This is a genomic window from Pseudophaeobacter arcticus DSM 23566 (assembly GCF_000473205.1).
Classification (GTDB): Bacteria; Pseudomonadota; Alphaproteobacteria; order Rhodobacterales; family Rhodobacteraceae; genus Pseudophaeobacter; species Pseudophaeobacter arcticus.
The window spans coordinates 3,307,713-3,322,177 of the sequence record NZ_KI421507.1; the positions used below are offsets into that span (position 1 = coordinate 3,307,713).

The 14,465-nt window shown below is 55.3% G+C and carries 22 protein-coding genes; 2 read left to right on the top strand and 20 right to left on the bottom strand.

The window, feature by feature from the left end; translation table 11 throughout:
- Window positions 1–146: 146 nt before the first annotated feature.
- The 18 genes from ARCT_RS0120410 to rpmC form a co-directional block, all read right to left on the bottom strand.
- Complete coding sequence (locus ARCT_RS0120410) at window positions 147–527, bottom strand: hypothetical protein (protein ID WP_027241735.1); 381 nt, start codon at window positions 525–527, stop codon at window positions 147–149.
- A 238-nt stretch (window positions 528–765) separates the two neighbouring features.
- On the bottom strand, window positions 766–1,413 hold the full coding sequence (locus ARCT_RS0120415; RefSeq protein WP_027241736.1) for an adenylate kinase: 648 nt from the start codon (window positions 1,411–1,413) through the stop codon (window positions 766–768).
- A complete protein-coding gene (secY, locus tag ARCT_RS0120420) occupies window positions 1,410–2,774 on the bottom strand; it encodes a preprotein translocase subunit SecY (protein WP_027241737.1) in 1,365 nt (454 codons plus the stop codon). Before secY ends, ARCT_RS0120415 begins: the two co-directional genes overlap by 4 nt.
- 110 nt (window positions 2,775–2,884) lie before the next feature.
- Complete coding sequence (rplO, locus tag ARCT_RS0120425) at window positions 2,885–3,355, bottom strand: 50S ribosomal protein L15 (RefSeq protein ID WP_027241738.1); 471 nt, start codon at window positions 3,353–3,355, stop codon at window positions 2,885–2,887.
- Between the two features lie 274 nt (window positions 3,356–3,629).
- Complete coding sequence (locus tag ARCT_RS28450) at window positions 3,630–3,842, bottom strand: DUF1127 domain-containing protein (RefSeq protein WP_027241739.1); 213 nt, start codon at window positions 3,840–3,842, stop codon at window positions 3,630–3,632.
- Between the two features lie 162 nt (window positions 3,843–4,004).
- Window positions 4,005–4,484 carry a hypothetical protein gene (locus ARCT_RS28125; RefSeq protein ID WP_154665407.1) on the bottom strand — a complete coding sequence of 160 codons (480 nt, stop codon included), beginning with the start codon at window positions 4,482–4,484 and terminating at the stop codon, window positions 4,005–4,007.
- The gene (locus ARCT_RS28130; RefSeq protein ID WP_154665408.1) at window positions 4,484–5,107 is read right to left on the bottom strand and encodes a hypothetical protein; all 624 of its coding nucleotides are present in this window, start codon (window positions 5,105–5,107) and stop codon (window positions 4,484–4,486) included. Before ARCT_RS28130 ends, ARCT_RS28125 begins: the two co-directional genes overlap by 1 nt.
- A 97-nt stretch (window positions 5,108–5,204) precedes the next feature.
- Complete coding sequence (gene rpmD / locus ARCT_RS0120440; protein WP_009810836.1) at window positions 5,205–5,393, bottom strand: 50S ribosomal protein L30; 189 nt, start codon at window positions 5,391–5,393, stop codon at window positions 5,205–5,207.
- A gap of 12 nt (window positions 5,394–5,405) precedes the next feature.
- Window positions 5,406–5,975 carry a 30S ribosomal protein S5 gene (gene rpsE / locus ARCT_RS0120445; RefSeq protein WP_027241741.1) on the bottom strand — a complete coding sequence of 190 codons (570 nt, stop codon included), beginning with the start codon at window positions 5,973–5,975 and terminating at the stop codon, window positions 5,406–5,408.
- 113 nt (window positions 5,976–6,088) lie between these two features.
- Complete coding sequence (gene rplR / locus ARCT_RS0120450; RefSeq protein ID WP_027241742.1) at window positions 6,089–6,448, bottom strand: 50S ribosomal protein L18; 360 nt, start codon at window positions 6,446–6,448, stop codon at window positions 6,089–6,091.
- Between the two features lie 11 nt (window positions 6,449–6,459).
- Entirely contained in the window at window positions 6,460–6,993 is a 534-nt protein-coding gene (gene rplF, locus ARCT_RS0120455) for a 50S ribosomal protein L6 (protein ID WP_027241743.1), read from the bottom strand.
- A 13-nt stretch (window positions 6,994–7,006) separates the two neighbouring features.
- On the bottom strand, window positions 7,007–7,399 hold the full coding sequence (gene rpsH / locus ARCT_RS0120460) for a 30S ribosomal protein S8 (RefSeq protein ID WP_027241744.1): 393 nt from the start codon (window positions 7,397–7,399) through the stop codon (window positions 7,007–7,009).
- Between the two features lie 13 nt (window positions 7,400–7,412).
- Window positions 7,413–7,718, bottom strand: a complete 306-nt coding sequence (gene rpsN / locus ARCT_RS0120465) for a 30S ribosomal protein S14 (RefSeq protein ID WP_009810831.1) — start codon at window positions 7,716–7,718, stop codon at window positions 7,413–7,415.
- A gap of 22 nt (window positions 7,719–7,740) precedes the next feature.
- Entirely contained in the window at window positions 7,741–8,304 is a 564-nt protein-coding gene (gene rplE, locus ARCT_RS0120470) for a 50S ribosomal protein L5 (RefSeq protein WP_009810830.1), read from the bottom strand.
- Window positions 8,304–8,609 carry a 50S ribosomal protein L24 gene (gene rplX, locus ARCT_RS0120475; RefSeq protein WP_027241745.1) on the bottom strand — a complete coding sequence of 102 codons (306 nt, stop codon included), beginning with the start codon at window positions 8,607–8,609 and terminating at the stop codon, window positions 8,304–8,306. The genes rplE and rplX overlap by 1 nt, the downstream gene beginning before the upstream one ends.
- A gap of 2 nt (window positions 8,610–8,611) precedes the next feature.
- Complete coding sequence (rplN, locus tag ARCT_RS0120480; RefSeq protein ID WP_009810828.1) at window positions 8,612–8,980, bottom strand: 50S ribosomal protein L14; 369 nt, start codon at window positions 8,978–8,980, stop codon at window positions 8,612–8,614.
- 97 nt (window positions 8,981–9,077) lie between these two features.
- Window positions 9,078–9,308 (bottom strand): 30S ribosomal protein S17, encoded by a 231-nt coding sequence (gene rpsQ / locus ARCT_RS0120485; RefSeq protein ID WP_009810826.1) that lies wholly within the window; start codon window positions 9,306–9,308, stop codon window positions 9,078–9,080.
- A 12-nt stretch (window positions 9,309–9,320) separates the two neighbouring features.
- Window positions 9,321–9,524: a 50S ribosomal protein L29 gene (rpmC, locus tag ARCT_RS0120490; protein ID WP_009810825.1), complete on the bottom strand. Its 204-nt coding sequence runs from the start codon at window positions 9,522–9,524 to the stop codon at window positions 9,321–9,323.
- A 224-nt stretch (window positions 9,525–9,748) separates the two neighbouring features.
- On the opposite strand from rpmC, the gene ARCT_RS27265 reads away from it, so the two are divergent.
- Window positions 9,749–10,375, top strand: a complete 627-nt coding sequence (locus ARCT_RS27265; RefSeq protein ID WP_161631340.1) for a hypothetical protein — start codon at window positions 9,749–9,751, stop codon at window positions 10,373–10,375.
- Between the two features lie 37 nt (window positions 10,376–10,412).
- Here ARCT_RS27265 and ARCT_RS0120500 read toward each other — a convergent pair whose 3' ends face one another.
- Entirely contained in the window at window positions 10,413–11,033 is a 621-nt protein-coding gene (locus ARCT_RS0120500) for a 2OG-Fe(II) oxygenase family protein (RefSeq protein ID WP_027241746.1), read from the bottom strand.
- A 357-nt stretch (window positions 11,034–11,390) separates the two neighbouring features.
- On the bottom strand, window positions 11,391–13,655 hold the full coding sequence (locus ARCT_RS0120505; RefSeq protein ID WP_161631341.1) for an Ig-like domain-containing protein: 2,265 nt from the start codon (window positions 13,653–13,655) through the stop codon (window positions 11,391–11,393).
- Window positions 13,656–13,936: 281 nt separating this feature from the next.
- Here ARCT_RS0120505 and ARCT_RS0120510 point away from each other — a divergent pair, with 281 nt between their 5' ends.
- A complete protein-coding gene (locus ARCT_RS0120510; RefSeq protein WP_027241748.1) occupies window positions 13,937–14,449 on the top strand; it encodes a phage tail protein in 513 nt (170 codons plus the stop codon).
- Window positions 14,450–14,465 lie beyond the last annotated feature (16 nt).

Consider the following 14,465-nt stretch of genomic DNA (forward strand, 5'->3'; position numbering starts at 1 on the left):
TGGTCATGCGGGCAAAAGAATCCGCCCACATGGAATCATCCCACAAAGGGATGGGGTTGCGTATGAGGATTTGAGCAGAGCGTCAACCCGTCAAGAGATGAACCAGGCTCTTTTCGTCAAAATGCGGCCTTTTCAGCCAATTGGCATCAAGATTGACAATTGTAAAACCGAAGCGGCTCTGGGTCGCCCGTAAAAATGGAGACAACACCAGGCAGCTCAGGATCGCTCACGATGGTGAACAGCTGCGGCATAAATTCCGGGCCTGGCATCTCACACTGACCAATATGGGTGGTCACTTCATAGGTTCTCCACTGATACTGCGCCTTGGGCGTGAAAGAGCAGAAATACTCCAACGAGCTATACCCAGATTCAGTCAGGAGCAGTCCACCGTTCCCTGCATACTCAAGATCGCCATCCGGGCTCGACATCACGATGTCGCATCCCTCTGGACTATCGACAAGCAATTGTTGCGCCTGAAGCGGCAGGCTGAAGGATAGCAGCGCAAGGGAAGATAAAAGGAATTTCATTAGCTAGGCTTTCTCAAAAATTGCACAAGTCTGGTCAACTATACTCAGGTTGTTTCAGATTGTGTGAACACTTCGTCTGTTTCTGAAAAAAGCGACCCTTGCAGGCACAGCCAAATCCAGGGGCAAATCTAAGGGCAAATCCAGGGGCAAAACCGGCCTCCCGCATTCCCCTGGCACGCAGACAAAAAAGGAGCCCCGAGGCTCCCTTTGTTTAGTATCGAATGTCGGCTTGCGGGTTTTATTCGGCAAGAACCGAGGCAATATCCGCCTTCACCGCAGCCATATCTTGCAGCCCGTCAACGGATTTCAGATCGCCTTTGGCGTAGTAATAGCCCAGCAAGGGAGAGGTCTTTTTGTAATACTCCATCAGACGGGTCTTGAGGCTTTCCTCGTTGTCGTCTGCACGGCGCTTTACCTCTGTGCTGCCACAGTTGCTGCATTTGCCATCCGCAGGCCATGGCTTGGTCTCGTCATGGTAGACCTCACCGCAGCCGCCGCAGGTTGACCGGCCTGTGATCCGCGCCACCAAAGCGCTGTCATCCACTGCCATCTCGATCACCGCGTCCAGGGTCAGACCCATTTCCGCCAGCAATTCGCCCAGGGCATCGGCCTGCCCCAGGGTGCGGGGGAAGCCATCAAAGATAAAGCCACCCTCGGCACCTTCGGCAATCTTTTCACGGATCAGGCCAATAACGATCTCATCCGTGACCAGCTCACCGCGCGCGATCACGTCAGCGACCTTTTTGCCCATCTCCGAGCCACTGGCCTGCGCATCGCGCAGCATATCCCCAGTGGAGAGCTGAACCATGCCGCGAGTCTCAGTCAAATGACGCGCCTGTGTTCCCTTACCAGCGCCGGGTGGCCCCAAAAGTATAATATTGGTCATCGACGAGATGGCCCCCGTTTTGCACGTTTCTTGTTCCGGCCACGCAGCTGGCTCTTCTCGATGAGCCCCTCATACTGATGCGCCAACAGATGGCTTTGCGCCTGCTGAATGGTGTCCATAGTCACCGAGACCACAATCAGCACCGATGTCCCGCCAAAATAAACCGGGAAGGCAAACTGGCCACGCAGCACTTCTGGAAGCAGGCAAACCACCGCCAGATACATCGAGCCAAGTACCAGGATGCGGTTCACCACATATTCGATATATTCAGCAGTCTTCTTGCCAGGGCGAATACCAGGCACAAAGCCGTTCTGGTTCTTCAGGTTATTCGCCACATCCTCGGGCTTAAACGCCACATTGAAGGTGTAGAAATAGGCAAAGAACACGATCATCGAGACAAAGAACAACAGGTAGAGCGGCTGGCCGGGGCCAAAGTTGGCCAGAAGCCAGGACATCACCGGACCGTTGGTTGCACCGGAAGAGAAGGCAGAAATCGTGGTCGGCAGCAGCAGCAGCGAACTGGCAAAGATCGCTGGGATAACACCGGCTGGGTTGACCTTGACTGGCAGGTGCGAGGAACCACCATCATAGACCTTCATGCCGACCTGGCGGCGCGGGTATTGAATGTGGATCTTGCGCAGGGCGCGTTCCATGAAGACAACAAACATGATCACTGCAATCACCATCAGGATCACGCCAATGATCACGGCGGGGCTGATCGCACCGGACCGACCGGAGGCAAAGAACTGCGCAATGGAGGCCGGAACCTCGGCAATGATGCCGACAAAGATGATCAGCGAGATACCATTGCCCAGGCCGCGCTGGGTGATTTGCTCGCCCAGCCACATCAGGAACATGGTGCCACCCACCAGGGTGATCATGCAGGCCATGCGGAAATACATGCCCGGATCGGTCGCCAGATCACCGGCTTCCAGCGAGACCGCCAGACCATAGGCCTGGGCTGTCGCCAGCGCCACGGTGCCGTAGCGGGTGTATTGGTTGATTTTCTTCTGGCCCTGGGCACCCTCTTTTTTGAGCTGCTCAAGCGCCGGCACCATCGAGGTCAGCAACTGGACAATGATCGAGGCCGAAATATAGGGCATGATGCCCAGGGCAAAGATGCCCATACGGCCAAGGGCGCCACCGGTGAACATCGACACCATGCCGCCAATGCCCTGCCCTGCCGCTTCCATAAAGTTGCGAAGGGCGCCTGAGTCGATACCGGGAACCGGAATAAAGGTTCCGAGGCGATAAACGACCAAAAGGCCAAGCGTAAACAAGATGCGATTGCGCAGATCCGTGGCTTTGCCAAGTGCGGACCAGCTGGTGTTCGCTGCCATTTGTTCTGCTGCTGATACCATGAAATGGGTCTCTTTTTGCAAAAACGCCGCCCGGAGCCCTTTTCCGGCTCGGACGGCGTATAGGGAAACTGATGACCTATGTAAGCGGCATTATCACCGCTCACAAGGCGTTACTCAGCTGCGGCTGCTGTTGCCACGGTCAATGCGCCACCGGCCTTTGCAACTGCCTCAATGGCAGCGGCGGATGCGCCGGTTACGGCGATGGTGGCTTTTGCGGTGAGTTCACCTTTGGCCAGAACGCGGACACCGTCTTTTTTGCGGCGGATCAGACCGGAAGCCACCAGGGTGTCTTCGGTGATCGAGGCTGCGTCCAGCTTGCCCAGGTCGATGAATTTCTGGATCAGGCCCAGGTTCACAACGGCATATGCCTTGCGGTTTGGCTTGTTGAAGCCACGCTTAGGCAGACGTTGGTACAATGGCATCTGACCGCCTTCGTAGCCATTGATCGAAACACCCGAACGGGATTTCTGACCTTTGATACCACGGCCACCCATTTTACCCTTGCCGGAGCCGGGACCACGGGCAACGCGCATACGTTTTTTGGCAGCACCTGGATTGTCGCTGAGTTCGTGAAGTTTCATTTCGCTTCTCCTTCGCCGGATGTGATCCCAGAAGCGTAAACAGGATCAACCACGGCATGTCTTTGATATATGATTCCATGACCCCAAGAGGCCACCGCAGGCATATAGCCGCCCTGCCCCAATGGATCAAGCCCTAGCAGTTCCTACCGCCCCAGATTGACGCCATGGCAACGGCTGATGCGGCTGACGCGGCCCATAAAGTCAAAAAACGCCCCTGTTTAACCAGAGGCGTTTTCCAACCAAGAGCAAGGGCGGCCCCCTCCGGCAGGACGATCTAGAGGTTATGCACGTGTTTGCGCGCGATATCTGCAATATCACAGCGGCGGACCCCGATGTCGGCCAGCTCACGATTGGTGAGGCGGGACAGCTGCGTATAGGTGCGCTTGTATTCGCGGTTCATCGCCCAGTTTGCGCTGGCTTGCGCCACAAAAGCCCGCAGACGCGCGGTGATGCTAAATTCGGTGGTGGTGTTGTGAACAAATGCCAATTGGCTATTCCTTATCCGCGGCTGAGACCCATTTCCCAGCCCTTTTTCTAACCTGTTTAGGTGTCTCTGGAATAAAGGTATAAATTTGTTACAAACAACCACTGCCACGGGACAACCTGCTATGCATCTAGCGCATAGAAGGCGGGCAGTAGGAGAGAACGATCAGTTGCCCTGGCAGCCTTGACGGTAAAGCCCAGGATCTACAGTGCCTCGACCAAATCTTTGTGTCCCATCGCATTTACCCCTGATATAAGGGGCGTGCCCGCCAGCCAAATTAAACACATCGCCTACTTCCGAAGCCACAGTCAAACCTTCGTGCAGGAAACGCGGCAAACAGGACCATCCACCACCACGCTTATCTGTGACTGGATTGTTGCTATTGCGCCGATACTTAAAGCACAGCTGTTTCGAGTCCTGCCGGACATCTGCCGACAAGCTTTCCCTATTTCCAGGATACCAGAGCCAGCTTTTTTGTGCTGTCTCAAAGAAAACAATCTGAAACCCGTGTTGTGGATCAAACAGCATCACCGTTTTTGCAGGAACTGCCTCCAATGCACTGTTTGTGTCCACTCCAAGGTTTTCTTCGCAACCGGCCTGCAGCACTAACAAAGACAAACCCAGCACCGCTCCCAAAACGCGCATCAACACTTCAGTCGGACTTCAGCCCAATAATGACCACTGTCCATCCATTCTCTTCTCTCGACAACGGGAATAGGCATCCGTTTCAGGTTCAAATGGCTTACGTCTGCTCCAAGGACATTCCCACCGGTAGCTGCCATAATTTTTGCGAGGGATTCAGGGTCGGAGATACGCGTGCCTTTCAGATCATAATGGCCAACCCGGCGTCCAACACAGTAGGTCCGCCGTGCCACTTCCTTAGCCAGTTTCAAAATGCTGCCAGTACCGCCACCGTTGACCACCTGTTCATAAGCGGCCTGCGAAAGATCATTGGAAATATCAGCCAGAATCACATCCGGAATTCTGTGATCAGGAACGATCCCGTCAGGGCGTTCAGGAACTGGACGCAGTACAACATTGAAATAGGCTTCAGGTAGCGACTGACTTCTCCTTACGGTGACGTGGAATGCACTGTAGTTATCCCGGTCGCCATTGACCGTCACAACGCCAATTTTGCTGTAGTTTGCACGTTCGGCATCGCTGGGGCCCGCTCGAAAACTTGCCAAGTAGGCGTCATACTCGGCCTGCGACATTCCACATGCCGAGAGAAGAAAAGAGCTGACAAGAGTTGCAAGAAGTAACCGCATTCGCTGATCCCAAATTGGAAATATCAACCCTAGCCCTAAATAAAAAACGCCCCGCAGACAAGCTGCGAGGCGTCAGTAGTCTAGTTTTCAAAAGAGCTTAGTCGCGCTCTTCGATGATCTCTACCATGTGAGAGACCTTGCGCACCATGCCACGAACCGAAGGGGTATCTTCGAGTTCACGGGTCTTGTGCATCTTGTTCAGGCCCAAACCGATCAGCGTCGCGCGCTGGTCGGCGGGGCGGCGGATCGGGGAACCGATCTGCTTAACAACGATTGTTTTAGCCATCTGTCCGTCTCCTTACGCTTCTGCTGCTTCAGCAACAGGTGCTTCGTCCCGCTTGGGCAGGATGTCGGCGACCTTTTTACCACGACGCTGAGCAACCGAACGAGGGCTTTGCTCTTTGGTCAGGCCGTTGATGGTTGCACGGATCATGTTGTAGGGGTTCTGCGAGCCGATCGATTTGGACACAACGTCTTTGACGCCGAGCATTTCGAAAACTGCACGCATTGGACCACCAGCGATAATACCGGTACCTTCAGGGGCGGTCCGCATTACAACTTTGCCGGCGCCGTGGCGGCCTGCGATGTCGTGGTGCAGGGTACGACCCTCTTTCAGAGGCACACGAACCATCTGACGCTTGGCCTGTTCAGTGGCCTTACGGATGGCTTCAGGTACTTCTTTGGCTTTACCTTTGCCAAAGCCAACACGGCCCTTTTGGTCACCAACAACAACCAGTGCTGCAAAACCAAAGCGCTTACCGCCTTTTACAGTTTTGGATACACGGTTGATCGCAACCAAACGATCCGCAAATTCAGGTGTCTCATCACGGTCGCGACGATTGCCACGGCGGTTATCACGTTCTGCCATAAAGCATTCCTTTGTGTGTGGCGACTGGCGCCAATTGTTCCAATCCTGGTGAGGCGCGCCCAAAGACGCGCCCCCCGGATCATCGGGGAGGCGAAATCGCCGCCCGCAAGTCTTTAGATCTTGAGGCCGCCTTCACGCGCAGCGTCGGCCAGAGCCTTCACCTTGCCGTGGAACAGGAAGCCACCACGATCGAAATACGCCTCAGAGACGCCAGCCGCCTTGGCACGCTCGGCGATAACCGAACCCACTTTGGTTGCTGCTTCGATGTTGTTCTTGCCTACAAAGCCAAGATCTTTTTCCAGGGTCGATGCGGACGCCAGTGTCTTGCCTGCCAGATCGTCGATCAACTGAACCGAGAGGTTCTTGTTCGAACGGTGGACGGAAAGACGCAGACGGCCAGAATTGACCTTGCGAAGTTTGTTCCGGACGCGCAGGCGACGCTTCAGAAACAGGGTACGTTTGCTGTTTGCCATTGTGCTGGTCCTTACTTCTTCTTGCCTTCTTTGCGGAAGACGAACTCACCTTTGTAGCGGATGCCTTTGCCCTTGTAGGGCTCGGGACGGCGCCAATCACGGATTTTCGCCGCGACTTCGCCCACCTGCTGCTGGTCGTTCCCTTCCACAACGATTTCTGTCTGCTTCGGCGCGGTGATGGTGACACCTTCCGGAGCAACAAACTCGACATCGTGGCTATAACCGAGGTTCAGCTTCAGGGTCGTGCCCTGCATCTGAGCCCGGTAACCCACACCCTGGATCTCCAGCTCTTTCTTAAAGCCGGTGGTCACGCCGGTTACCAGATTGGCAACCATGGTGCGGGACATGCCCCACTGCTGACGCGCGCGCTTGGACATGCCGCGAGGCGTGACCGAAACAGCGTTTTCTTCAACAGTGATTGTGACATCGTCGGTTGCAGTGAAGCTGCGGGTCCCTTTGGGACCTTTGACTTCGATGCTTTGGCCAGACACGCTTGCGGTAACACCGCTGGGCAGGTCGACCGATTTTTTACCAATACGGGACATCGATTAAGCCTCCTTAGAAGACGGTGCAGAGCACTTCGCCGCCAACATTGGCTGCGCGTGCGTTTGCGTCCGACATCACACCCTTGGGGGTGGAGACAATCGACACACCCAGGCCCTGACGGACCGACGGGATGTCATTGACGCCCATGTAAACGCGACGGCCAGGTTTGGAAACCCGCTTCACTTCGCGAATGACAGGATCGCCATCGTAGTACTTGAGGCTGATTTCCAGCGACGGGTGGCCGCGTTCATCAGTGGATTTCTCGTAGCCGCGGATGTAACCCTCGTCTGCCAGCACATCCAGAACCCAGGCCCGCAGCTTTGACGCCGGGGAGGTTACGGTGGATTTGCCACGCATTTGCGAGTTACGGATACGGGTGAGCATATCGCCGATAGGATCGTTCATATCTGTCTCTCCCTTACCAGCTCGATTTCACCATACCGGGGATCTGGCCATTCGAGCCCAGTTCCCGCAGCGCGATCCGGCTGACCTTCAGCTTACGGTAGTAAGCGTGAGGACGACCAGTCAGCTGGCAACGGTTGTGAAGACGAGTTGCCGAAGAATTCCGCGGCAGTTTGGCCAATGTCAGGCGCGCTTTGAAACGCTCTTCCATCGGCTTGGATTCGTCATTCGCGATCTCTTTAAGCTCGGCGCGTTTTGCGGCATATTTTGCCACCAGACGCTCGCGCTTTTTCTCGCGTTCGATCATGCTTTTCTTAGCCATGTCTCTACTATCCTTCCCGCGCTCAGCTATTGAAGGGCATGTTGAAAGCTTTCAACAGCGCCTTTGCTTCCGCGTCGGTTTTCGCGGTGGTGGCAATCACGATATCCATGCCCCAGTTTTCGTCGATTTTATCAAAATCGATTTCTGGGAACACGAGATGCTCTTTCAGGCCCATGGCATAGTTGCCACGACCGTCAAAGGAGGTACCCGATACGCCGCGGAAGTCACGGATACGGGGCATCGCGATGGTGATCAGACGATCCAGGAATTCAAACATCCGGTCGCCGCGCAGAGTAACCTTTGCGCCCATCGGCATGCCTTCACGAACACGGAAGCCAGCGATGGAGTTCTTTGCCACAGTGGTCAGAGCTTTCTGGCCAGCGATGGTGCTGAGATCCGCCTGAGCGGATTTGGCTTTTTTGCTGTCACGTACAGCAGCCCGGCCGCAGCCAATGTTCAGAACGATTTTTTCCAGCTTAGGCAGCTGCATGTCGTTCTTGTAGCCAAACTCTTCTTTCAGGGCACCACAGATGGTTTCCTTGTAAAGAGTCTTCAGACGTGGAGTGTAGGTTGCGTTATCAAGCATCAGACAGTCTCCCCAGTCGTTTTGGCGAAGCGCACTTTCTTGCCGTCTTCCTCACGGAAGCCAACGCGGGTTGCTTTGCCATTGGAGTCGAGCAGAGCCAGGTTCGACAGGTCGACTGGCAGCGCTTTGGGCAGACGGCCGCCCTGTTCGTTCTGCGATTGACGGGTATGGCGGATCGCCATGTTCAGCCCATCAATGATCGCCTTGCCGGCTTTAGGGTCAACAGAAGCAATTACGCCCTCTTTACCCTTGTCCTTGCCGGACAGCATGACAACCTTGTCGCCTTTGCGGAGTTTAGCAGCCATTGTTACAGCACCTCCGGAGCAAGCGAGATGATTTTCATGAAGTTCTTGGCGCGCAGCTCACGAACAACTGGTCCAAAGATACGTGTACCTACGGGTTCGTTGTTGGTGTTCAGGATGACGGCAGCATTGCGATCAAAACGGATCGCAGTACCATCGGCACGACGGACTTCTTTGGCGGTGCGAACGACGACGGCCTTACGGACATCACCTTTCTTAACGCGACCGCGGGGGATGGCTTCCTTAACCGAGACAACAATGATGTCGCCTACGGATGCGTATTTACGCTTGGAACCACCCAGAACCTTGATGCACTGAACTCGGCGAGCGCCGGAGTTGTCAGCAACATCCAGGTTTGTTTGCATCTGGATCATGTGGTTTCTCCCGACCTATGGGGCAGCGATGCGTGCTGATATCCCCCAGGGTTTCGACAAACTGGTCAGCTTGCCGCTTATGGGACCTTCCGGTCTCTTAAGCGGTCAGCACTTCCCAGCGTTTCGTTTTCGATTTCGGCGCGCATTCGATGATGCGAACTTGATCGCCGACCTTGAAAGCGTTCTGCTCATCGTGCGCCCGATATTTTTTGGACTTACGAATGGTCTTTTTCAGAACAGGGTGCGTGAAGCGGCGTTCAACCGAAACTGTTACGGTCTGGGCGTTGGCGTCGCTGGTCACGGTGCCTGTGAGAATACGTTTGGGCATCTGTCAGGCTCCTTATTCTGCAGCTGCGGCTGCAGCTTTTTCGTTCAGGATGGTTTTCACACGGGCAGCATTGCGGCGCGCCGCTTTGATGCCTGCAGTGTTTTCCAGCTGACCGGTAGCTTGTTGAAAACGGAGATTGAAGCTCTCTTTTTTCATGTTGGCAAGCACATCGCGGAGTTCATCCACGGTCTTGTCACGCAGATCATTGGCGTTCATCGCCTTTGTTCCTTGTCCAAAGCACCAGAAGGCCCCGTGAGGGTCACCTTTTCATCTGGTGGGTTATGTAAAAACCGCACTTAAGAAAGTGCAGAAAAGAATCACCAAGCCCAAATCCAAGGAGGATTTAGCCCAAGCGATGTGCCCCTATAGGGGAGATAGTGCGTGGGGGCAAGGGAAAGGTTGGGGAGGCCGTGACTAACCTCGCAAAACTATTCTTCTCAATGCCGATTGAAGAAAACCCACTTTCTGCCTATGGTAGCCGAAAACTATTTCCAACGGTATTTGACATGGAAACACTATCCAAGTTCTCGGCATCGGAGCAGGCTTCCGCCAGGAACTATACCCACCCCGATATTTGGGAGCGCCAGAACTATCCCGGTTGGTCCCGTCTGGCCATAGGTCCAAGACTGCATGAAATCCCTCTGCTCCTTGACTTGTGCAAGAATTGGGATGGCCCATTTGGGGTGTTGTATGTCCTATCGGCACCTCGCACGATTGAAACCGGGGGGCGCTTTCAAAGCCCTCATCCCGTCAGCTACGAAGACCTTGAGCTATTCCTCTACTCATTTCAGGAGTTTTTCGAACAAGATGGCCGCCACGACATCTGGGTGATCTCACTCCCCACCCAGAACCAACTGATTTTAGATCGGCACAATGTTATCTACGCGTATGGAAACCTCGACACACTGGAGCGAGCGCTCGAGGAGAGAGAGTTTTCTCCGGCACCAATAGAGACGCCCGTACCCCACACGCACCACTATCACCCGGAGTTTGACACCGCCGAGAGAGAACTGCTCACCTATTGGGATTGGATACAGTACGAACTGCTTCCATCGGATGAAGTGTGAGATCTGCCCGTGCGATGGTCGCTTTGCCTGCGGAGCCTCACTCCCACTTGTAGTTAAAGCTCACCGAAATCCGCTCGTCTTCGGCCATGTTCATCGGCACCTCATGGCGCAGCCAGCTCTCCCAGAGCAACACATCCCCCACGGCAGGCTTCATGTAGATAAAGGGCTGCAGCTCGCGCCGGGCCTCCTTGGTGCGGGTGGGGGCGGCCATCATCCGGCCAGAACGGGGATCTTCCAGTTTCAACGCCGAGGCCCCTTCGGGCATCGCCACATAGGTGGTGCCCGAAATCACAGAATGGGGGTGCAGATGCGAGGAATGCATACCACCCTCGGGCAGGATATTGATCCACAGATCCTCGAGCACCAGCTTGCGGCCATCCAGATCAAACTCCAGATCCTTGGCAAAATTGGCGACGTGTTCGTCCAGCGACTTTACCAGATCGGCAAACACCGGGAACCGCCAGGGCAGATCCGTCAGCGAGGCGTAGGAGGTATAGCCGGGATAGCCGTTCTCCTCGCACCAGTCCTGTCCGGCCTCGTCATCTTCGGCGATGACAATACAAGAGGTTTCCATTTCCTGCGCATCAATTGCCGGTCCGCATTCGGACAGGGCAGCGCGGTACAAGCGGGTCACAAAGAGGGATTCTATCTGGGCCATGCCCTTCTTTACCGCAGCTCTCCCAGAGAACCAATCCAGCATTCCTGTCGCCTGCGCACTTTCAAACCCACGCAGTCCGGGCAAACCCACGCAGTCCGGGCAAACCCACGCTGTCCGGGATGGCTGACTGGCACCACACAGAAGCGTCAGGGCAATACAATGGTCTAGCTGCCCAGTCCCACTCAGTTTTACCCAGCCTTACCCCGTCTAGCCCGGCCTTACCCCGTCTAGCCCGGCCTTACCCTGTCTAGCCCGGCCTTACCCTGTCTAGCCTGGTCTTTTCCGGCCTTATTCGGCGCCCAAATAGGAAGAGCGCGACCCCTGGGGCCGCGCTCTTGGGGGCTGCAAGGCGTTAGCCTAGAATTTCAGATCAAGCCCGACCTGTAGCCCGTAGCTCTCATAGCCGCTCATGCCGATGCCATCGTAAAAGGTCTCGACCTGAAACACGCCCTGATCCGCAAATTGGTAGCTCAGCCCCAATTCGGCCCGGGCACGCCCGCCCTCCAGATTGGAAGAGACGGTGACCGCATTGCCGGAGTTTTTCACATGGCTGCCAATTGCGCTGATCCCACCAAACAACAGCAAGGCTCCATTGCCGCGTCGGGTCTCAAGTGGTGTTTCAAAATCAAGCCCCAGTTCAACCTGCCCCCAGGCCACGCCCAAGTCCGGGATAAGATTACCCAGACTATCGCGGTAGGCCTTCTGATCGTCAGTCGTATAGGTGAGTTGCGCCTTTGGGATCAGGGTGGTTTTGCCATAGAGCATCGACCCTGAAACCTTCAACATAGCGAGAAAACGCTCGGTATCGACCTTGTCGGTATAGGTTCCAAACGGAGAGACATCGTTTGAGCTTTGCCCATACAAAAGCCGCCCTTCAACAAAGAGATTTTGATCAGGGAATTTGGTGACAAAATAGGGGCCGATCAACCAGCCCTTGCCCTTGATACTGGCTGCGCCATCGTCCTGATCCAGGTAATCAAGCTGCAACATCGCCCCAAGCAACAGGTTCTTGTTGACCGCAAAGTGACTGCCAATAGCGCCAAAGACATAGGCGCTGTCGCTGGTCCCCTCATGGCTTATGGCCCCCTGCAACCGGGTCCAGACCCGCGACCCTGGTCGCGTCGAGATGTCAAAGGTCCCCTGCCCGCGGGTCACCGCCAGGTTAAACTGCCCCTTACCCTGCCCCGATCCATTCCCGGACAAGAACCCCGTCAAATCGGGCTGATTGTTAATCAACTGGGTTGCCCGGGTGTTCATGAACTGACCAATGAGCTGGCTGGTTTCTTCAACTGTCGAGTTTTGAACGGAAATCGTTCCGGATGCGAGGTTGCCATTGCCCGAGATATCCTGAGCCACTCCCGCTGCAATCGAAACGCTGACATCACCGCTTCCCGTGGGCTGGATCGTGATGGTGTAGACAGCCCCGCTCCCAGAAAGCGCAACCGCCGAGCCATGATTGACGAGAACATCAAGCAGGGCAAACCCGGTGACCGTTTCAGAGAATGTCGCGGTAACGTCAAAGGTTTCACCAGGCCCAACGGACACAGCACTTGTTGATAGCGTGACAGTAGGTGCAACAACATCCAAATTGGTCAGCCCAAAGGTGACCGAGGTCAGACCGATGCTGGCAGCGGTCACATTATAGCCCCCCGCCACTGCATTGGCCGTCGCCGTCACCGAGGCCAGGCCAGAGACATCGCTCACCGCCGAGCCCGCCGACAGGCTGGCCGAGGCGCCAGAGCCCGGTGCGCTGAAGTTCACCGTCACGCCGGACACCGGATTGCCCCCGGCATCCGTCACCAGCGCCACCAGCGCGGTGCCAAAGGAGGTCGAGATCGCCGTGCTCTGGCTGTCACCGCTGGAGACCGCCAGTGTCGTGGCCGCCCCTGCCGTATTGGTCAGGGCAAAGCTCTGATTGGAAATACCCGCACTGGAGGCAACTACGTTATAGCCCCCCGCCACAGTATTGGCGGTAAAAGTGGTAGAGGTGGCAACACCTGACCCATCTGTGGTGACCGTTTCTGACGCACCGCCACCAGAAAAGGTGCCGCTGGCGCCGGAGCCGGGCGCCGTGAAGGTAACCGAAACACCAGAAACCGGGTTACTGCCGGCATCGACCACCGTTGCCGTCAGGACCGAGGCAAAAGCCGTTGAGATCGTGGCGCTTTGCCCGCCGCCCGAAGGGGAGCTGAAGGCCGAGGGGGGGCCGACTGTGGCGCCAGTATCGCCTGATAGACCCGTATCGGTATAGGTAAAACTAAAGGGAGCGCCGCTATGGGTGCCGGATGCAGAGCAGCCAGCGGAACAGTTTGTGGTGTAGTTTGGGTTACCACTATTGATGGTTACGCCATTTACAACATAGGATACCGTGCGCGCATCTGCTCCGTTGTCAGCAATTTGAAAATTTGTAGATCCCGCAGAGTTCGCCATCTGAATGATTACGTAGTCTTCGGAGCCGTCAGAGTTTGGACCCAAACCAAGGTCAGCGTTGAAACATTCGCCATCGGTCAGGTTCAAAGCCAATGTGTGCCCGACGGTCGAAATTTCCGGGCAGTCTGAAAACCCCGCATGCGCAGGTTTGGGCAGCGCCAATACAAGCACCAACGCAACCAGAGGAAACACAGCGAAGGCAGAAAGGGCCTTGAGGCGCAATTTTGACAAATATCTCATAAATTTTGATTTGCTGCAGCGAAATAGCATTAGAATAGCTCTTTCCCCACATCCTCCCTAGGTCAACGGCAATGATTTTTTACAATTTTGGATTGCGCAATTTGACCAAAAATGCAAGCGTTTCTAAAGGGGGTTGCATTATCGGCTCGCTAATCGATTGAACATGTTGCCGACATGCGCACATTCGGCGTTGAACTATAGGTTCATCCCAAGTTGGAAAATTGGAGGATTCCGTGTCAGAACCCTTTCTTGCTGAAGTTCGAATGGTAGGATTTAATTTTGCACCACGTGGCTGGGCGTTTCTTGACGGCCAGATACTCCCTATCAATCAGAATCAATCCCTTTATTCATTATTGGGAACAACTTATGGCGGTGATGGCCGCACAACCTTTGCGCTGCCAGAGCTGCGGGGGCGTACCCCCATGCATGTAGGGGATGGCCATTCGTTGGGACAGAAAAGCGGGCAGGAAACCCATACCCTGACCGTGACAGAAATGCCGGCGCATAACCATGGCATCAAAGCCGCACAGAGCCCTGCCAGCACTGACAACCCCACAGGGGCTGTTTTTGCCCAAGAGGTGCAGCCCGATTTTGTTTATCGGGATTTCGCAGCTCCCAGCGCGACACCTTTGCGCAGCGGCACGCTTACCAATGCCGGGGGCAGTCAGGCACATAATAACATGCAGCCCTATATCACGCTCAATTTCTGCATCGCCCTGCAGGGGCTGTTCCCTTCACGCAATTAGACCTCGGAGGTCAATG